The 17,817-nt window shown below is 65.4% G+C and carries 20 protein-coding genes; 8 read left to right on the top strand and 12 right to left on the bottom strand.

Annotated features, from left to right (window positions below; genetic code table 11):
* Positions 1–246 precede the first annotated feature (246 nt).
* Together vapC and vapB are read right to left on the bottom strand one after the other, a co-directional pair.
* Positions 247–645, bottom strand: a complete 399-nt coding sequence (vapC, locus tag C4K39_RS22900) for a type II toxin-antitoxin system tRNA(fMet)-specific endonuclease VapC (RefSeq protein ID WP_124347476.1) — start codon at positions 643–645, stop codon at positions 247–249.
* On the bottom strand, positions 645–878 hold the full coding sequence (gene vapB / locus C4K39_RS22895; protein ID WP_068588739.1) for a type II toxin-antitoxin system VapB family antitoxin: 234 nt from the start codon (positions 876–878) through the stop codon (positions 645–647). The genes vapC and vapB overlap by 1 nt, the downstream gene beginning before the upstream one ends.
* A gap of 176 nt (positions 879–1,054) precedes the next feature.
* Between vapB and C4K39_RS22890 the strand changes: the two genes are divergently transcribed.
* Positions 1,055–1,636 (top strand): DedA family protein, encoded by a 582-nt coding sequence (locus C4K39_RS22890; protein WP_124348383.1) that lies wholly within the window; start codon positions 1,055–1,057, stop codon positions 1,634–1,636.
* 120 nt (positions 1,637–1,756) lie between these two features.
* Positions 1,757–3,004 carry a 2-aminoadipate transaminase gene (locus C4K39_RS22885; RefSeq protein WP_124347475.1) on the top strand — a complete coding sequence of 416 codons (1,248 nt, stop codon included), beginning with the start codon at positions 1,757–1,759 and terminating at the stop codon, positions 3,002–3,004.
* A gap of 25 nt (positions 3,005–3,029) precedes the next feature.
* Here C4K39_RS22885 and C4K39_RS22880 read toward each other — a convergent pair whose 3' ends face one another.
* The 3 genes from C4K39_RS22880 to C4K39_RS22870 form a co-directional block, all read right to left on the bottom strand.
* The gene (locus tag C4K39_RS22880; RefSeq protein ID WP_068588731.1) at positions 3,030–3,614 is read right to left on the bottom strand and encodes a hypothetical protein; all 585 of its coding nucleotides are present in this window, start codon (positions 3,612–3,614) and stop codon (positions 3,030–3,032) included.
* 4 nt (positions 3,615–3,618) lie between these two features.
* A complete protein-coding gene (locus C4K39_RS22875) occupies positions 3,619–4,062 on the bottom strand; it encodes a DUF3592 domain-containing protein (protein WP_068588728.1) in 444 nt (147 codons plus the stop codon).
* A 147-nt stretch (positions 4,063–4,209) separates the two neighbouring features.
* Complete coding sequence (locus C4K39_RS22870) at positions 4,210–5,040, bottom strand: amidohydrolase family protein (protein WP_124347474.1); 831 nt, start codon at positions 5,038–5,040, stop codon at positions 4,210–4,212.
* A gap of 160 nt (positions 5,041–5,200) precedes the next feature.
* On the opposite strand from C4K39_RS22870, the gene C4K39_RS22865 reads away from it, so the two are divergent.
* Complete coding sequence (locus C4K39_RS22865) at positions 5,201–5,596, top strand: GNAT family N-acetyltransferase (RefSeq protein ID WP_124347473.1); 396 nt, start codon at positions 5,201–5,203, stop codon at positions 5,594–5,596.
* 35 nt (positions 5,597–5,631) lie between these two features.
* Complete coding sequence (locus tag C4K39_RS22860; protein WP_053131851.1) at positions 5,632–6,261, top strand: SMI1/KNR4 family protein; 630 nt, start codon at positions 5,632–5,634, stop codon at positions 6,259–6,261.
* A gap of 24 nt (positions 6,262–6,285) precedes the next feature.
* Here the strand turns inward: C4K39_RS22860 and msrA are convergent, their stop codons facing one another.
* The 3 genes from msrA to msrB form a co-directional block, all read right to left on the bottom strand.
* The gene (msrA, locus tag C4K39_RS22855; RefSeq protein WP_124347472.1) at positions 6,286–6,984 is read right to left on the bottom strand and encodes a peptide-methionine (S)-S-oxide reductase MsrA; all 699 of its coding nucleotides are present in this window, start codon (positions 6,982–6,984) and stop codon (positions 6,286–6,288) included.
* 87 nt (positions 6,985–7,071) lie between these two features.
* The gene (locus C4K39_RS22850) at positions 7,072–8,850 is read right to left on the bottom strand and encodes a cytochrome c biogenesis protein DipZ (protein WP_124347471.1); all 1,779 of its coding nucleotides are present in this window, start codon (positions 8,848–8,850) and stop codon (positions 7,072–7,074) included.
* Positions 8,851–8,881: 31 nt separating this feature from the next.
* Positions 8,882–9,400, bottom strand: a complete 519-nt coding sequence (gene msrB / locus C4K39_RS22845; RefSeq protein WP_068588712.1) for a peptide-methionine (R)-S-oxide reductase MsrB — start codon at positions 9,398–9,400, stop codon at positions 8,882–8,884.
* A gap of 152 nt (positions 9,401–9,552) precedes the next feature.
* Between msrB and C4K39_RS22840 the strand changes: the two genes are divergently transcribed.
* Both C4K39_RS22840 and C4K39_RS22835 read left to right on the top strand, forming a co-directional pair.
* A complete protein-coding gene (locus C4K39_RS22840) occupies positions 9,553–10,266 on the top strand; it encodes a response regulator transcription factor (RefSeq protein WP_068588710.1) in 714 nt (237 codons plus the stop codon).
* Positions 10,263–11,771 carry a sensor histidine kinase gene (locus C4K39_RS22835; RefSeq protein WP_124347470.1) on the top strand — a complete coding sequence of 503 codons (1,509 nt, stop codon included), beginning with the start codon at positions 10,263–10,265 and terminating at the stop codon, positions 11,769–11,771. Before C4K39_RS22840 ends, C4K39_RS22835 begins: the two co-directional genes overlap by 4 nt.
* Positions 11,772–11,904: 133 nt before the next feature.
* Here the strand turns inward: C4K39_RS22835 and C4K39_RS22830 are convergent, their stop codons facing one another.
* The 4 genes from C4K39_RS22830 to C4K39_RS22815 form a co-directional block, all read right to left on the bottom strand.
* A complete protein-coding gene (locus C4K39_RS22830; protein ID WP_124347469.1) occupies positions 11,905–12,702 on the bottom strand; it encodes a GNAT family N-acetyltransferase in 798 nt (265 codons plus the stop codon).
* A gap of 1 nt (position 12,703) precedes the next feature.
* Positions 12,704–13,180, bottom strand: a complete 477-nt coding sequence (locus C4K39_RS22825; RefSeq protein ID WP_068588701.1) for an HIT family protein — start codon at positions 13,178–13,180, stop codon at positions 12,704–12,706.
* A 105-nt stretch (positions 13,181–13,285) separates the two neighbouring features.
* On the bottom strand, positions 13,286–14,893 hold the full coding sequence (locus C4K39_RS22820) for a 5-guanidino-2-oxopentanoate decarboxylase (protein ID WP_124347468.1): 1,608 nt from the start codon (positions 14,891–14,893) through the stop codon (positions 13,286–13,288).
* 121 nt (positions 14,894–15,014) lie between these two features.
* Positions 15,015–15,935, bottom strand: a complete 921-nt coding sequence (locus C4K39_RS22815; protein WP_022640755.1) for a LysR substrate-binding domain-containing protein — start codon at positions 15,933–15,935, stop codon at positions 15,015–15,017.
* Positions 15,936–16,160: 225 nt separating this feature from the next.
* On the opposite strand from C4K39_RS22815, the gene C4K39_RS22810 reads away from it, so the two are divergent.
* A complete protein-coding gene (locus C4K39_RS22810; protein WP_068588693.1) occupies positions 16,161–16,955 on the top strand; it encodes an ABC transporter ATP-binding protein in 795 nt (264 codons plus the stop codon).
* A gap of 49 nt (positions 16,956–17,004) precedes the next feature.
* A complete protein-coding gene (locus tag C4K39_RS22805; RefSeq protein ID WP_053131879.1) occupies positions 17,005–17,778 on the top strand; it encodes a transporter substrate-binding domain-containing protein in 774 nt (257 codons plus the stop codon).
* The last annotated feature ends 39 nt before the right edge of the window (positions 17,779–17,817 follow it).

The raw sequence follows: 17,817 nt of genomic DNA, 5'->3' as shown, positions 1-17,817 counted from the left end.
GCCGCGACCGCGCCGGAGCCAGTTTTAGCGCGGAGCTAGGCACGAGACGCGAAGTTTGGCCGTCCAAATGAGCCGTCGAGTAACGACGCGCCGCGCTAAAACCGGCCCGTCCCTTCGGGTTGCGCGACAAATGGCGCCATGCGTCGTTGCAGGACTTGACAAGGGAACGACCATTGCCTGCGTCCTACGCCTAGCCTGGCGCCATTTGACGCGGCAACGCGGTTTGCGCCGAAACGGCAACAGACCCTAGACCCAATCCTCGACGCGCAACCCGGGCACACGCTCGAACTCACGAAGATTGTTGGTGACCAGGGTCAGCCCCAATGACCTGGCATGTCCCGCTATCAGTTGATCGTAGGGACCTATTCGGTTGCCCTTCTGGGCGAGTTCGGCCTGTAGCTGGCCACTATGGATCGCGGCGTTATCGTCATAATCCAGCACTTGCAGGCGTGCCACGAAGCTTTCGACACGCCCCAGGTTTTTCTCCGGCACGGCAGATTTTTCCGCACCATAGATCAGTTCCATCAACGTGATGGAACTGATGCACAAACGCCCCTGATTACGGCTGAACGCTTCGCGAACCTGCTGGGGTTTGTTCTTGATGGTAAAGATGCAGATATTGGTATCGAGCATGTACTTGAACATCAGAACTCCTCACGTACCTGTTCGGCTGGCTGCTCCCGTTCAGTCATGAAGTCGGCGCTCACGCTGTCCTGCTCATCAAACCAACTGTCCCAGGACTCGCCCGCCGGAGTGATGATGCGGGTGCGGCCGATCGCGACGATGTCCACCCGTGTGACATCGTCCGGCAACGCCACGGCCTTGGGCATGCGAATAGCCTGACTGCGATTGCTTTTGAATACGGAACCGGTTTCCATCGAATCACCTGCTGCATGAGCCAAAGGTGCCTCAAGTCTAGTGAAGCAAAGGGATATGTCAAAGGTATATCCCTTACGCTCAGCCATCGCCGACCGAACGCTTCAACCCGGTAGCACTCGAAGCAGGATGGCGGATCGAAGCCATGACCCACCTCGAACGTACACAAGGGATAACCATGCTCGAACACCTGGACCTCAACGCCCTGATCGCCACCTACGGCTACTGGGTGATCTTCGTCGGTTGCCTGCTGGAGGGCGAGACTGTATTGATCCTCGGTGGCATGGCGGCGCACCAGGGCAACCTGGAGTGGCCCCAAGTGATCAGCGTGGCCACCCTCGGCGGCATCCTCGGCGATCAGTTGCTGTTCTGGACCGGTCGCTACTCCGGCGCCCGGGTACTGCCCAGGCTCAAGCGCCATCAGGCCGCCATCGAGCGGGTCAAGGGCCTGATCGAACGTTATCCCCTGACCTCGGTATTCGCCGTGCGCTTTCTCTATGGCATGCGCCTGGTAGGCCCGATGGTCATCGGTGCCAGCGGCCTGGCGCCCTGGCGCTTTGCCTTGCTCAATGTGCTCGGGGCCGCGGTCTGGGCCATGTTGTTCGTCGGGGCTGGCTATTGGGCCGGCGAGGCCTTGCAGCATTTTTTCGGCGACCTGAAGCCCTATCGCCTGCCGATCTTCCTCGGCGTGGTGGCCCTGCTGGGACTCGCCGCGCTGGTACGGCACCTGCGCAACCGACGCAAGACGAAAACCTCTTGAAGCGGGCGCAAACCCTGGATCGGGAATTTTCATACTGACCCGGCGACTTTATTTCGTTTGTCCCAGGCGGCCGAGGCCGGCTTAGATAACGGCTCGTTTCCGGCATGCAGAGCCCGTCCCATGAGCTACGAAAATATCAGCCGTTCGATCGCCACCGTCCACCCGATCCAGCTCAGCCACGGGCGCAACGCCGAAGTCTGGGACACCCAGGGCAAACGCTACATCGACTTCGTCGGCGGCATTGGCGTGCTCAACCTCGGGCACTGTCATCCGCGCATCGTCGCGGCCATCCAGGCCCAGGCCAGCCGCCTCACCCACTACGCCTTCAACGCCGCTCCGCACGCGCCCTACCTTGAGTTCATGGAGCGCCTGGCCCGCTTCATCCCGGTGAGTTACCCGGTCAGCGGCATGCTCACCAACAGTGGTGCCGAAGCGGCGGAAAACGCCTTGAAGATTGTCCGCGCCGCCACCGGGCGCAGCGCGGTGATTACCTTCGACGGTGGCTTCCATGGCCGCACCCTGGCCACCCTCAACCTCAACGGCAAGGTCGCGCCCTACAAACAGAAGGTCGGCGTGTTACCGGGCCCGGTGTATCACCTGCCCTACCCCAGCGCCGACAACGGCGTGAGTGCCGAAGAAGCCTTGAAGGCCATGCAACGGTTGTTCAGCGTGGAGATCGATGTCGGCGAGGTGGCCTGCTTCATCCTCGAGCCAGTGCAGGGCGAAGGCGGCTTCCTCGCGCTGGACCCTGGGTTCGCCCAGGCCCTGCGCCGCTTGTGCGACGAGCAGCGGATCCTCTTGGTGGCCGACGAAATCCAGTCCGGCTTCGGCCGCACCGGCCAGCGTTTCGGCTTTTCCCGGCTGGGCATCGAACCGGACCTGATCCTCCTGGGCAAGAGCATCGGCGGTGGGCTGCCCCTGGGCGCGGTAGTCGGCCGCAAGGACCTGCTGGACAGCCTGCCCCGGGGCGGCCTGGGCGGCACCTATTCGGGCAATCCGATCGCTTGTGCCGCGGCCCTGGCGACCCTGGACGAAATGACCGACGAGCATCTGCACACCTGGGGCACGCACCAGGAGCGAGCGATTGTCGAGCGTTACCAGCATTGGAAAGCCAGTGGCCTGTGCCGCTACCTGGGGCGCTTGACCGGCGTGGGCGCCATGCGCGGCATCGAGCTGCTGGATGAGCATGGCGCGCCAGCGTCGCAGCCGTTGAACAATCTGCTGGCCAGTGCCCGGGAAGCCGGCCTGCTGCTGATGCCAAGTGGCAAGTCACGGCATATCGTGCGCCTGCTGGCACCCTTGACCACGGAACCTTCGATCTTCGAAGAGGGGCTGGATATTCTCCAGCAGTGCCTGGCGCGCCTGTAAGTCCAGGCATGCCAGGCAGGCTGGGCTAGAACAGATAGCCCATGTAGACCGCAGCGCCACCGCCGGCCTGCAAGCCGGCGTTCATCCCGGCCATCACCACCGCGCCCTTGGCCGACTGCAGCAGTTGGCGGTTGATGGTGTTGGCCGCGAAAATCGAGGCGGCGGTGGAGTTCACCGCTACCGCCAACGCCAGCAGCTTGGGGTCCAGGCCGAACAGCAAGGCCGTGGCCGAGCCACCCACTCCCAACCCGGCACCGACTTCGGTGTACAGGCAAGGGCCGGTAATGTCGTCGCTGGTCAGGTCACGGCTGGCCAGGGCATCGGAAACGAACACCTTGCCGGTACTAGGGAAGGCTTCGGCCGCACCGGCGCCGCCGACGGTCTTGCCCTTGATCCGGATATTGACCTTGCCGAAACGCGGCAGGCGGGCGCCGAACCCTACCCCCACCCCAAGGCCGCCATAATGGTAGTGCACATCCTCGCCCTGGGGCGAGCGCAGTACCAGGGACGCACCGCTGCCTGCCAGCAGGGCCACGGTCAGGCCGCCACCGCTGGCGGTCTGGTACTGCCAGCGACTTTCGTTGACCGGGATCGGGATGTTGTAGCTCATGGGTTCAAAGTCCTTTTAATGGATGCGCGGCGCGACGCCCGCGCTGACTGCTGATGCCGACAAGACCGGCAATGACGAACACCAGGCCGATCAGGCCCAGCACGCCTGGAGTGGCCCAGAGGGCCGCCGGATCGTCGATGACCGCACTGTTGGCCGCGCGGTCGGGCTGGTAGTAGACCCGGACCGGCTGGTCTTTCTGGTAACCGAAGATGAAACCGCCCTGGGGGTAGGAAATCCTTTCTCCACTCGCGGTGGTGAAGGCGATCTCGGGGTGCGAGCCACCGGCATTCAGGTCGCTGACGATGCCGTCGGCGCTCTGGGCACTGGCGAGGAACTCGCGGCGTTCGAGGGTGAGATTGGCGGCGATGACCAGCAGGCCGACGCCGATCAGGGCAAACAGCAGGCCCTGGAAGATTTTACCGAGGCGTGACGGGGTGGAGTTAGCCATGGGCTGTCTCGATATTCGTCCGTGAATGGGGGTGGCCAAGATAGCAAGAAACCCCCAGCTAAAAAAACCGTTGCCGCAGTGCAAGCATCACACGGCATCGGCGTTCAGGCGCCCGGTTCGCGACGGCGGGCGCCGGTTGCGCGGCACCTACAAGCGAAAAACCCGACGGGCATTGCCCTGGAGGAATTTGTCCGCAATCGACGGCGGAAGTTCCAGGGCCTGGACCTGCTCCAGGCATTTTTTCAGCGACAGCTGGGGGAAGTTGCTGCCGAACAAGACCTTGTCCTGGCCGTAGGTGCGGATGAACTGCAGCAGTTGCGGCGGGTAGTAGGCCGGCAGGTGGGCCGAGGTGTCGATGTGGATATTGTCGTGTTTCCAGGCCAGGCCGATCATCTCGTCGGTCCAGGGATGGCCGATGTGCCCACCGACGATCACCAACTCCGGAAAGTCCAGGGCCACGTCATCCAGATACGGCACCGGCCGCCCGGTCTCCGAGGGCATCAACGGCCCGGTATGGCCGACCTGGGTACAAAAGGGAATCCCAAGCTCGATGCACTTGGCATACAGCGGGTAATACAGGCGGTGGTTGGGCGGCAGCTTCCAGAGCCAGGGCACGATGCGCAAGGCCTTGCAACCCAGTTCGCCCACCGCCCGATCGAGCTCGGCCAGGGCTGCCATGGGCCGACTCAGGTCCACCGTGGCCACACCGACGAAACGCTCGGGAAAGGCCCGGGTATAGGCCGCCACTTCATCGTTGCTGAACACCCAGCCCTCGGGCCGGCACCAGGCGCTGAGCATGAGTTTTTCCACCCCGGCCTGATCCATCAGCGCCACGGTCTGCTCGATACTCACCGGCTGGTCAAGCAGGTGCGCCGAGCCGGACTTCTCGAACAGCCGGGCGACTTCCGGCAACAGCGCCCGCGCGCGGCCGTTGGCCGGCTGCGCCCAGGCATCGATGGCTCCCAGTTTCACGGTCATGCTTGTATCCTCCAGGCTGCTCAAGGTCGAACCGACACGCTACGCCCAGGCTCTGGCGGCAACAATGTTCACAGTGCTCGACCCGCTTGACCTAAGCGCCCAGCCTCGCTGGACGGCTGACAGGCCGATGGAACGCAACCTGCCCTCTGGAGATTTCCCCATGCTGATTCGAGACGCCTGCGCTGAAGACAGCGAAGCCCTGTGGCAATTTCTCGCGGACAACGGCTGGCGCCATCGCATTGGTACCCGCGAGTACTTCAGCCAATTGCTGGCCAACTCCCAGCGCACGGCGGTGGCCCTGCACGACAACAGCATCATCGGTTTTGCCCGCGGCCTCAGCGATGGGCTCTCCAACGGCTACCTGTCCATGGTGGTGGTTGCCCAGCACTATCGGCGGCAAGGTACAGGCCGGGCCCTGGTGCACTGGGTGATGGGCGACAACCCGCAGATCACCTGGGTCCTGCGCGCCGGTCGTCCCGGGGCAGCGGAATTTTTCAGCACACTGGGCTTCGAGCCCTCGGACATCGCCATGGAGCGCAAGCGCCATAGCGCCTGATCGCCCTTCACCTGCTGCTCACCCAAGGAATCCTCATGTCAGAACAACACGACACCAATGCCGACTGGCCACCGGCCGGCTGCCCACCCCTGGCCTGGCCGGACCTGCCCGATCAGGCCACGCGCCTGGCCTGGTACCGGGCGGCGATTGGCGCCTACGGCGCGCTATGGGAAGGACACATCAACGAACCCGAGCTGACGCCCGTCAGCGAAGACGCCTTGCAAGCCCTGGAACAGCGCCTGGGCTGCCCGCTGCCACCGGCGCTGCGTGACTATCACCGCCAGCTGGGGGTGCTGTCCCTGGCCGAGACCCTGTGCAGCGTCGAGCCCGGCGACATCTCGATCCAGCCTCTGCTGGAGGCCTACCCCGGCATCGTCGAGATCGACGAGCAATACCTGGACCTGGCACTGGCGCAAAGGCTGGTGGCCTTCGGCGACTACCTGGGCAACGGCAACCTGTTCTGCTTCGAGCGCGACACCGGCGCGGTCTACTACTTCGACCACGATAGCGGCATGGCCCTGACGCCTTTCTTCGATTCGCCGCAGGACTACCTGGATGCGCTGATGCTGCTGTGCCTGGCCGAGGTACATGACGACGATGACGGCGTCGAAGCGCTGATCAGCCAGCGCTATGGCGAGGATCTGCTACGCAAGTGGCGCTACTGACCTCCCCGCCCTCAAGGCCGGTCATCAGCCGCCAGTCTTCACCCGTATCGGCTGTTCCTGGTAACGCTCGGGAAACAGCTGCTTGAGGTGCGCCACCTTGGGCAGGTCATTGATCACGATGTAGGGATAGCCAGGGTGCTCGGCAAGAAAATCCTGGTGATAGGCCTCCGCCGGGTAAAAGGTCTGGTCCGGTTCCAGGCGGGTGGCAATGGGCTTGGCGAACGCCCGCCCTGCATCGAGCTGGGCGATGTAGGCCTGGGCCACCCGTTGTTGCTCGGGTGTCTGCGGGAACAGCGCCGAGCGGTACTGGGTGCCGCTGTCCGGCCCCTGGCGATTGAGTTCGGTAGGGTCGTGGGCCACCGAGAAGTAGATCTGCAGCAAGCTGCCGTAGCTGACCTGGGCCGGATCGAAGGTCACCTGCACCGACTCGGCATGCCCGGTGTCACCTTCGCTGACCCGCTGATAGTCCGCCGTCTGCGCCGCGCCCCCGGCATAACCGGACACCGCGCGCTGCACCCCTTTGACATGGGCGAACACGCCCTGCACACCCCAGAAGCAACCACCGGCAAATACCGCCGTCTCGCTAGGGGCCGGATTGCGTTCATCCAGCGCTGGCGGTGCGATCACCACCGCGTCACCGGTACCGCCAAGGGAAAAGGCCGAGCACTGCCCCGCCAGCCCCAGCAAGGTCATTGCCAGCACTGCACCCAGAATGTTCTTCATACCCGCCTCTCTTGCCATGAGTGAACCTGCAAGGCCCCGCGCGGCCTTTCCACGATCCAGGCCAACCGACTGTCGTGCCCCCACCTCTCAACCAAAAGTGAAGGCATAGGCCTGCACCCCTGGTTCGAGAAACTCGATGCTGAAGGTGTGCTCCGCCACATCGCCGGCCTGACGCACCAACTGGTACAGGCGCTGCTCGGTCACCTGGCCGCTGCCGTCGGGCGCCACATCCACGCCGTGGTCCGCCCCCGGTGCCTGGCCGTCGATCAGCACCTTGAAGCGCACCGGCTTGCCATCCACCCCCGGACCCAGTACCAGGTGCAGGTCACGGGCGTGAAAGCGGTACACCAGCGCCCCGCCTGGCGCAGTGGATCGAGCACTTTCGGCCCCGACCTTCCACTGCCCGCGCAGGCCCCAGTCGTTCAGCGCCAACTGCGCTGGCACGGCATAGGCCGCGACGGTGTCCGGCGCCAGGCTGGCCTGGGGCACGAAATTCTCCGAGCGCTGGTAGCCGACGTAGGTTTCCGGCGAGCGCACCTCGTTCATGTCCGCCGCTTGCTGCACCCCCTGGGCCTCGGCCTGGATCAAGCCACCGGTGACCTGGGCATTGCCGGCCTCGCGCAGCAGTTGCTGGATCACTCGCTCCGACTCGGCGTACTCACCCTCGCCGAAGTGGTGGTAGCGAATGCGCCCCTGGGCATCGGCGAAGTAGTGCGCCGGCCAATACTGGTTGTCGAAGGCACGCCAGATCCGGTAGTCGTTATCGATGGCCACGGGGTAGTCGATGCCCAAGTCCTTCACGGCCTTGGTGACATTGCCCACGTCCCGTTCGAAGGCGAATTCCGGGGCGTGTACACCGATCACCACCAGCCCCTGGTCGCGGTACTTCTCGGCCCAGGCTTTGACATAGGGCAGGCTGCGCAGGCAGTTGATGCAGGAGTAGGTCCAGAAATCCACCAGTACCACCTTGCCCTTCAGCGCCTCGGCACTCAGGGGGGGCGAGTTGAGCCACTGCACGGCGCCACTCAGTGGCGGCAACTGGCCCTGCACCGGCAAGGCCGGCGCGGACATGGCGCCAGCGGCAGCCATCATTGCGCCGCCGGGGTGGTCCTGCGCCTGCATCGCCCCCTCCGGTGTGGCCGCCCCACCCGCCAACCGTCCCACCAGGACCTGCTCCAGGCCGGCGGTGGAGGCCGTGGAAAGACGCGCCAGAATCCCGGTGTCCCAGCCCATGGCAATCGCCGCGACCCCGGCGAGCATCGCTGCCCCCAGGCCCTTGCGCAGCCATTCACCGGCGCCCAGGGAGCGCTTCATGGCGGCGAACACCTTGCCACCGAGCAACAGCGCCACGGCCAGCGAGGTCGCAGCACCGCCCGCGTAGGCCAGCAACAGCAGGCTGGTCGCGAGGTTGGCGCCCTGCAATGCCGCACCGGTCAGCAACAGCCCGAGAATCGGCCCGGCGCACGGCGCCCAGAGCAGGCCGGTGGCAACGCCGATCAACAATGAAGCGCCGGGCCGCGGCCGTGGGTCGTGGCCGGCAGCCTCCGACAGCCGCCCGCCCACCGCCACCAGCGGCCGGGTCAGGCGCTCGGCCAACCGCGGCAGCAGCAGCGTCAGCCCGAACAGTGCTACGCACAGCAACGCGAGCCAGCGACCGTACTGATTGGCTTGCACCACCCAGGCGCCGCCGACCGCCGCCAGGCTCGCGACCACGGCGAAGGTCAGGGCCATGCCCAGCAACAGCGGCAAGCCACTGCGCAAGAACGGCTGGCCGGTGCGAGCGAAGACAAAGGGCAATACCGGCAGAATGCAGGGGCTGACAATGGTCAGCACACCACCGAGATAAGCGAGAAGCAGTAGCCACATGAGGTCATCCTTCTATCGGTGAGAAACAGCATCAGGCCGCTTGCACGGTGAAGTTCATGGCCAGCCCGTTCATGCAGTAGCGCAGGCCGGTAGGGGCCGGGCCATCATCGAATACATGCCCCAGGTGGCCGCCACAGCGCCGGCAGTGCACTTCGGTGCGCTGCATGCCCAAAGAACGATCGCTGCGCTGCGCCACTGCCTGCTCCAGCGGGGCCCAGAAGCTTGGCCAGCCGGTATGACTGTCGAATTTGGTGGTCGAGGAAAACAGCGCCAGGGCGCAGCCGGCACAGGCGAAGGTGCCCGCGCGGTGCTCGTCGTTGAGCGCACTGCTGTAGGCCCGTTCGGTACCCTCCTGGCGCAGTACCCGGTACTGCTCGGGGCTGAGCAAGGTGCGCCACTGGTTGTCGGTGTGGCTGACCTCAAACGCCTCATCAGCCTGGGCCGCCCCCACCAGGCGGCCTTCACCGCCCTGCCAGGGCAGCGCCTTCAGGGCCAGGGTGGCCACCCCAAGACCTGCACCTGCCGCCAGCAATTGTCGCCGTGTGAACATGGGTCTCTCCCGTAATCGGCCTCTGAACCTTGGGCAGAGCCTATGCTTGGGCTGATCGCCAAATCCTCACGCACAGTTAAACAATTCGTGATAACTGGCCGAGGCGAAACACCGCACAATGCGCCCATTGCCCCCGCGAGGCCCGAGTGTCGATGGAACAAGCCAAACGCGTGCTGGTGGTCGAGGATGACCAGCACATTGCCGAGCTGATTGCGCTGCATTTGCGCGACGAACACCTGCAAGTGGTGCACAGCGCCGACGGCACCGAGGGCCTGCGCCTGCTGGAACAGGGGGGCTGGGACGCGCTGATCCTGGACCTGATGCTGCCCGGGGTCGACGGCCTGGAGATCTGTCGCCGCGCCCGGGCCATGACCCGCTACACGCCGATCATCATCACCAGTGCCCGCTCCAGCGAGATGCATCGCATCCTTGGCCTGGAACTGGGCGCCGACGACTACCTGGCCAAGCCGTTCTCGGTGCTCGAGCTGGTGGCCCGGGTCAAGGCGCTGCTGCGCCGGGTCGATGCGCTGGCACGCAACCTCAAGCTGGACAGCGGCAGCCTCGCCCTCGACGGCCTGGCCATCGATCCGCTGACCCGCGACGCCAACCTGGACGGGCGGCGCCTGGACCTCACGCCGCGGGAGTTCGACCTCCTGTATTTCTTCGCCCGCCAGCCGGGCAAGGTGTTCTCGCGCATGGACCTGCTCAATGCCGTCTGGGGCTACAACCACGAAGGCTACGAGCACACCGTCAACACCCATATCAATCGCTTGCGGGCCAAGATCGAAAGCGACCCGGCACAGCCCGCGCGGATCCTCACGGTCTGGGGCCGCGGCTACAAGTTCGCCACCCAGGAGCCGACATGAGGCTGACCCTGACCCAGCGCCTGTCCGTGGTGTTCGCCCTGTTGCTGCTGGTGTGCTGCTCCACCTCGGCCTGGCTGCAGGTGCGCTCCAGCCGCATGCATGAACTGGAAGTGGTCCAGGGCCTGTCGCGGGACCTGGCCGGGCATATCGCCCAGGACACCCAGCTGATGGATGCCAACGGCCTGATGCCCAACGCCCTGCGTACGCTGTTCGGCCAGCTGATGCTGGTCAACCCCAGTGTCGAGGTGTACCTGCTGGACACCCAGGGACGCGTGATGGGCAACGCCGCCCCTGCCGGTCGCCTGCGCCGCGAACAGGTGGACCTGGCGCCAATCCGGCGCCTGCTGGCTGGCGACCCACTGCCGATCCTTGGCGACGACCCGCGCAGCCCGGACGGACGCAAGGTGTTCAGCGCAGCGCCGTTGATGGTTGCCGGCAAGCAGGCGGGTTATCTGTACGTGGTGCTGCTCAGCGAGGAACACGACCGCCTGGCCGAGCGCGGCGCCACGGGTGCGGCCTTGAACATCGCCTTGTGGTCGATCGCCCTGGTGGCGCTGTTATGCCTGATCGCCGGCCTCACGGCCTTCGCCCTGATCACCCGGCCATTGCGCACCCTGACCGAACGGGTCGGCCACTTCGACATCGAGGGTGCTTCGCCGCCACTGGAGCCCACGCCACCAGCTCAACCCAAGAACGGTAGCCTGGATGAAATCGCCATACTCGATGCCACGTTCCGCCAGATGCAAACCCGGCTCAACGAACAGTGGCGCACCCTGACCCGCCAGGATCAGGAGCGTCGTGAGCTGGTGGCGAACATTTCCCACGACCTGCGCACGCCACTGTCGTCCCTGCATGGCTACCTGGAAACCCTGTCGCTCAAGGACGCCAGCCTGAGTGCCGAGGAGCGTCGGCGCTACCTGGGCATCGCCCTGGACCAGAGCCGCAAGGTCGGCGGCCTGGCCCAGGCGCTACTGGAACTGGTGCGCCTGGAACACGGTTTCGTCCAGCCGGTGCTCGAGAGCTTTTCCCTGACCGACCTGCTGCAAGACATCTTCCAGAAGTTCGAACTGGCCGCCGAGGCGCGCCAGGTGCAGCTCAAGGCCGACTTCGCCCCGGGTGCCTGGAGCGTCTGTGCCGACCTGGGGCTGATCGAACGGGTGCTGACCAACCTGGTGGACAATGCCCTGCGCCACACCCCCGGCAGTGGCGAGATAGAGATCGGCTTGCGCGCCGACGGCCCAGAGGTGCAGGTACGAGTCAGCGACAGCGGTCCCGGCATTGCCGAGCACCTGCGCGAAGGCCTGTTCCTGCGTCCCTTCACCATTGGTGGCGCCCGCCGTGACGGCGGCCTGGGCTTGCGCATCGTGCATCGCATCCTGCAACTGCATGGCAGCAGCATCCGCCTGGAGGACCTGCCCGGGCGCGGCGCGACCTTCTGCTTCGCCCTGCCGGTCCAGGCAAGGACCGCCGAGGAATGGGCCAGGCAATCGCGGGCAAGCCAATAGCACTGATTCCGAAACTCATCGCTTCGACCGGTTGCACAAGGCCAAGCCTCGCCCGCTGCCTGTCGCAAAGCAGCCGGGCTGCCCATCTTGTCCAGGGGCTCGCCCCCCGTTCAGGGCGAGGGCTTCAGCGATGTTAAGGCACGGCCCGATACAGCGCTTGCAGGTGGGAAAGGCGCAAGCCGCCGTGCTCCAGGTTGCGCCGGCTCTGGGAGTTCACCAGCGCCGTGGCCGCCACACTCCGAGCGCCGAGGGCGACGGCCCTGTGCAACCTGTGGGCGATCAGGGCCCGGTGATAACCCTGGCCCCGCGCAGCCTTGGTGGTAAAGGCGGTGCCCAGGTAGGCCACGCCGTTGTCGGCGATGAACAACGCCGCACCGGCCACCGCGACACCCTGTTCGCGTATCAGGTACAAGTGCCCGCGAGCATCGTCGAGCAAGGCGCCGAAAGCCGCTTGGGTAACCGGCCGGGCAGCCGCGGGTGCGTTGAATGCCTCGCGGTGCAGCACACAGAAGCTTTCCAGGGTCGACAGATCCACTGACTCGATATCCGAACACGCCGGCGAGGCCGGGATCGCCTCCACGGGCGCAAAGAATTGCCCATGGGTCCAGCCCTTCAGGCGTTGCAGCAGTTGCCCTTGCAGCTCCAGGGTGGGTGCGATCCTGGCCGATGCGGCGATCAGTGCGATCGCCGGGTTACAGGCGCTGCAAACCTGCAACAAGCTGGCCAGCTTCCCGGCATCTCGCTCCTGGTCACCGTGCACCCGATTCAGCATCGGGCTGGGGTTGCTGGCGACGACGAACGCCCCACACGTCGAGTCGCCCTGCAAGCTTGCCCGATAGGGGTTGCCCGGCAAGTTCGCCAGCCCCTCGACCCGGGTCCGCAGGTATTGGTTTTCTGCATATTCCAGCGCCAACGCGCGCGCGCGATCCATATCAGCGGCCGCCTGCCGGCGTTTCACTGACCCAGGGCACCCGTACTTCTTCAGCGATACGCGCAGCCTGTTCCTGCAGGCTCGCGAGGCTGGCCTTGCGCCCGAACAATCCCGTGAAGTGCAGCAGCAGGCGACCGGCGAACCCGAGGCCATCGCCGCTGCGCCGGGGGATCAGGTGCATGTGGGCATGGGGAATATGCTGGTTGGTGGCCCGGCCATCGTTGACCAACAGGTGCGTGCCCTCCACGCCGAAGCCGGCACGACGCTGCGCGGCCACCAGGCCATCGAACACCTGGTACAGGTGCTGGCGGACGAAACCGGGCAACTGGTCGAGCTTTTCCACATGGGACTGGGGAATCAGCAGCACATGGCCCTGCCCCAGGGGGTGCACGTCCATGAAGGCCAGGCAATGCTCATCGCGGTAGACCACGGCCGCGGGCAGGGTTGCAGCGACAATCTGGCAGAAAATGCAGTTCATCCATGAATCCTCAAGTGACAAGGGGCATCCCGGCGAATGCCTGAATGTAACCCAGCTTGTCCCTGTCTGTGCATTTCTTGCGGCGCCTTGCCCTGGCGCCCAGGTTCAGTCCAGCGCCAGATAGGCCCCGGCGTCGACTTCGATCATCACCGGTTGGCGAGTGCCCGCAAGATTCGCCAACAGCTCTTGCAACTGCTCGGGGCTGTCGGCCTGGTGATGAGCCACATGGCAACTGCGAGCCAGGGCCTGGAAATCCGGAGTGAGGATGTCCACCCCCAACGGTTGAATGTCGCGGGCGTGCATGTAGTCACGGATCTCGCCATAGCACTGGTTGTTCCACACCAGCAGGATCACGCCGATCTGTGCTTCACAGGCCGCGATCAGTTCGCCGCTGGTGAATTGCAGGCCGCCATCGCCCACCAGAGCCACCACCGGTCGCTCGGGTTGCGCCAGCTTGGCGCCCATGGCCGCCGGCAGGCCATAGCCCAGGGTGCCGTAGCCGCTTCCGGCGTTGAACCAGCTGGCTGGAGCGGGGGCCTGGTAGCCGCACGCGCCCTGGTACACCGGCTGGGTCGAGTCGCCCACCAGGATGGGGGCGTCGAGGTTATCGCGCAGCAGGTCCAGCAAACCTTGCAGCCCTCGCTGCCTGGGGCTCCAGCTGGCGCGTTCGGCCTGGTTCACCCGTTGCACGCTGTCCACCGCCCAGCGCCGACGAGTGCTCTGCGGGGCGACCTGCTCCAGCAGCGCCTGCAAGCCCTGCCGGGCATCGCCCAACAGGCCGACATGGGCCCGTTGCACCCCCATGACCTGCAACGGGTCGATATCCAGGCGGATCAGCGAGCCCTTGAAGCGCAGCGGCCCCAGGCCAAAGAAGTCGTAGTCGGTCTCGCCCAGTTCGGTACCCACTGCCAACACCACGTCCGCCTCGTCGATCAGTGCCCGGCCATGGGCCGCCGACTGCACCCCATCGAGCAACAGCGGGTGGGCCTGGGGCAGCAAGCCCCGGGCGTTGGTGGTCAGTGCCACCGGGGCTTGCAGGCGCTCGGCCAGTTGCTGCAGCACCTGGGCACAACCCCGGGCCCCGCCACCGGCGAGGATCAGCGGACGGTGGGCAGCATCGAGCAGGGCCAGCGCCGCGGCCAACGAGTCCCCGGCCGGAGCCGGCGCACCGGGCAGGCTGCGCGGCATCAGGTTGAGGTCGGCGGCCGGCATCTCCAGCACGTCCAGGGGAATCTCGATATGCACCGGCCGTGGGCGCGCGCATTTGAACAGGGCAAAGGCCCGGGCCAGGATCTCCGGCAACTCCGCCGGCGACTGCAGGGTATGGCTGAAGGCGCAGACCCCGGCCACCATCGCCCGCTGGTCCGGCAGCTCGTGCAGGTGGCCGTGCCCCAGGCGCAGGTGCTCGCGCCGGTTGACCGTGGAGATCACCAGCATGGGCACCGAGTCGGCGTAGGCCTGGCCCATGGCGGTGAGAATGTTGGTCATGCCCGGGCCGGTGATGATGAAGCACACCCCGGGCTTGCCGCTGGCCCGGGCGTAGCCGTCGGCCATGAACCCCGCGCCCTGTTCGTGGCGCGGGCTGACGTGGCGCAGGCGGCTGCCATGCAGGCCGCGATACAGCTCCACCGTGTGCACCCCGGGAATCCCGAACACCGTGTCCACGCCATAACCTTCCAGCAAACGAACCAGCGACTGCGCACAGGTGGTCATCGACTACTCCTCTTGTTCTTATGGCGGGCGACACCCTGCGCCCGGCTGATGTCGAGGGACATTAGTCGCAGCCACCGAGGAGCAACAATCGAAAAAAATCCTCACGATTGATCAATAAAATTCACGCTTTGCCAGCCCGTCGCGGTTCCGGGTGCAGGCGGGTGATGCCGTGCAACTGCGACTTGACCCACTCGCTGAAGGCCAGCACCACCGGGCGCTCGGCCTTGAGCTGGTCGGCCACCAGGTAGTAGCCGCGGTTGGATTCGATCTCGGTGTCGAACGGCTGCACCAGCAAACCCTTGGCCAGGGCCTCGCCGCTGATCAGGTTGTCACCCATGGCGATGCCCTGGCCGGCGATGCAGGCCGACTGCACGAAGTGCGCATCGGCGAACACGATGCCCCGGCGCACATCGACGTTCGGCGCCCCGGCCGCCGCCAGCCAGATCCGCCAGTCGGAGTAGTCGATCATGTGCAGCAACAGGGCGTGGTCCAGCGCATCCAGGCTCTTGAGCCCGCCCATGGCGTTCACCAGGCTCGGGCTGCACACCGGGAAATAGCGCAAAGAGACGATCTTCTGCACATGCTGGTTGGGCCAGTCGCCCATGCCGTAGGCGACGAACAGGTCGACGTTGCTGTCGCTGGTATCGCCCGGGGTACGCGGCGATACCAGGTGCAGTTCGACCTGGGGATACAGCGCCTGGAACTCGGCGATATGGGTGCACAGCCAGTAGGTGGCGAACCCCGGCGGGCTGCTGATGCACAGGCGCCCGCTGACCTGCTGGCCGTCCGAGCGCTGCCCGGCCTCCAGAATATTGGCCAGCAACAGGTGGATGTCCCGGGCGTAGCGCTCGCCCTGGTAGGTGATGCGGATGCTGCGGCCCTGGCGTTCGGTCAGGGCGAACCCCAGGGTCTGCTCCAGGCTCTTGATCTGGTGGCTGATGGCGCTGGGGGTCAGGTTCAGCTCGCTGGCGGCTTCGGCGACACTGCCCAGGCGGGCCACCGCATCCAGGGCCCGCAGCGCCGTCATGGAGGGATAACGCATACCGATCGTGCCTCGACTGCAAGAAAACGAGTGGCTGCACCATAGCGATAATCGGCGTGCGGCAATAGCCTTGTCCGTCGCCAAAAAAATCACCAATTACTGAAAAAAATTTCCGTGTCCGGCTAAAAAAGCTCGATTGACCCTATGCCGCCGATGGCTAATTCTCAGGTCCTACCCTGTGCCGGGGAATGCCCGGCCATCGCACAATAACAAGAGGGTCGACCCTTGCAATCGCAGCCCAACTCCACCCAGCCCGTGGTGGCGATCGACGATCTGCACAAGAGCTACGCCGATCACCACGTTCTCAAGGGCATCGCCCTGCGCGCCAACGAAGGCGAAGTGGTATCGCTGATCGGCTCCAGCGGTTCGGGCAAAAGCACCCTGCTGCGCTGCATCAACCTGCTGGAGATTCCCTGCAGCGGCAGCTTGCGCATCAATGGCGAACAGGTGCGCCTGAAGACCGACCGCGCTGGCAATCCCCAGGTCGCCGACCCGGCCCAGGTGGCACGCCTGCGCACCCAGCTGAGCATGGTGTTCCAGGGCTTCAACCTGTGGCCCCACCGCACCGTGCTGGAGAACGTCATCGAGGCACCGGTGTATGTCCTGGGCGAAGACCGCAAGGAGGCCATCGCCCACGCCGAGCACCTGCTGGAGAAAGTCGGCCTGGCCCACAAGCGCGACACCTTCCCGTCCTTTCTCTCCGGTGGCCAGCAACAACGGGTGGCCATCGCCCGGGCCCTGGCCATGCGCCCCAAGGTACTGCTGATGGACGAGCCGACCTCGGCCCTGGACCCGGAACTGGTGGGCGAGGTGCTCAAGGTCATCCAGGGCATCGCCGAGGAAGGCCGGACGATGATCCTGGTGACCCACGAGATGGCCTTCGCCCGCGATGTATCGAGCAAGGTGATGTTCCTCCACCAGGGCCTGGTGGAGGAGGAAGGTGCGCCGCAGCAAATATTCTTCAACCCGGCCAGCGAGCGCTGCCGGCAATTCGTCATGGCCCAGGAAAACCGCGTCTGACGTCCCGCTGCAATCCTTGAAAACAACAACTTAGATAAAGGGTCAAGCCATGAAAAACCTGCTCAAGGTGCTCGCCACCGGTTGCCTGTTCAGTGCCCTGTCCAGCCATGCCCTGGCCGCCGACAAGATCGTCTTCGGCATCGCCCTGGAACCCTACCCGCCGTTCTCGATGAAAAGCGGCGCCGGCGACTGGAGCGGTTTCGAACCGGAGCTGATCAAGGCCCTGTGCGAACGCATGCAGGCCCAGTGCCCGCTCAAGGAAGTGGCCTGGGACGGGCTGATCCCGGCCCTGCAATCGAGCCAGATCGACGCCATCCTCAACTCCCTGAGCATCACCGAGGAACGCCAGCAAGTCATCGATTTCTCCGCCCCCTACTACCAGACTCCGGCCATGTGGGTCGCCGACCAGTCCCTGGAGCTCACCCCCACCCCCGAAGGGCTCAAGGGCAAGCTGATCGGCGTGCAGGGCTCGACCTCCAACGCCACCTTCGCCAAGGCCTACTACGGCAAGACCTCGACCCTGCGCTACTACACCACCCAGGACGACATGCTCTCCGACCTGCAGAGCGGGCGCATCGATGTGATGCTGGCCGACGCCCTGACCATCGAGCCGGTCCTGCAGTCGGCGGCTGGCGCGGGCCTGGCCAACAAGGGCCTGGCGCCCCGGGACCCGCTGTTCGGCTCCGGCATCGGCGTCGGCCTGCGCAAGGGCGACAGCGCCCTGCAGCAGCGGATCGACAAGGCCCTGGCGGCACTCAAGGCCGACGGCACCTACGACAAGATCCGCAGCCGCTACTTCAGCGTCGACATCTCTGCCAACTAAGCCGCCCGGCGGCCTGCTGCGGTAGGCCGCCGGCGTTGA

Source organism: Pseudomonas sessilinigenes, from assembly GCF_003850565.1.
In the GTDB taxonomy this organism is placed as follows: domain Bacteria; phylum Pseudomonadota; class Gammaproteobacteria; order Pseudomonadales; family Pseudomonadaceae; genus Aquipseudomonas; species Aquipseudomonas sessilinigenes.
This window is presented reverse-complemented; position numbering and strand designations above follow the sequence as displayed.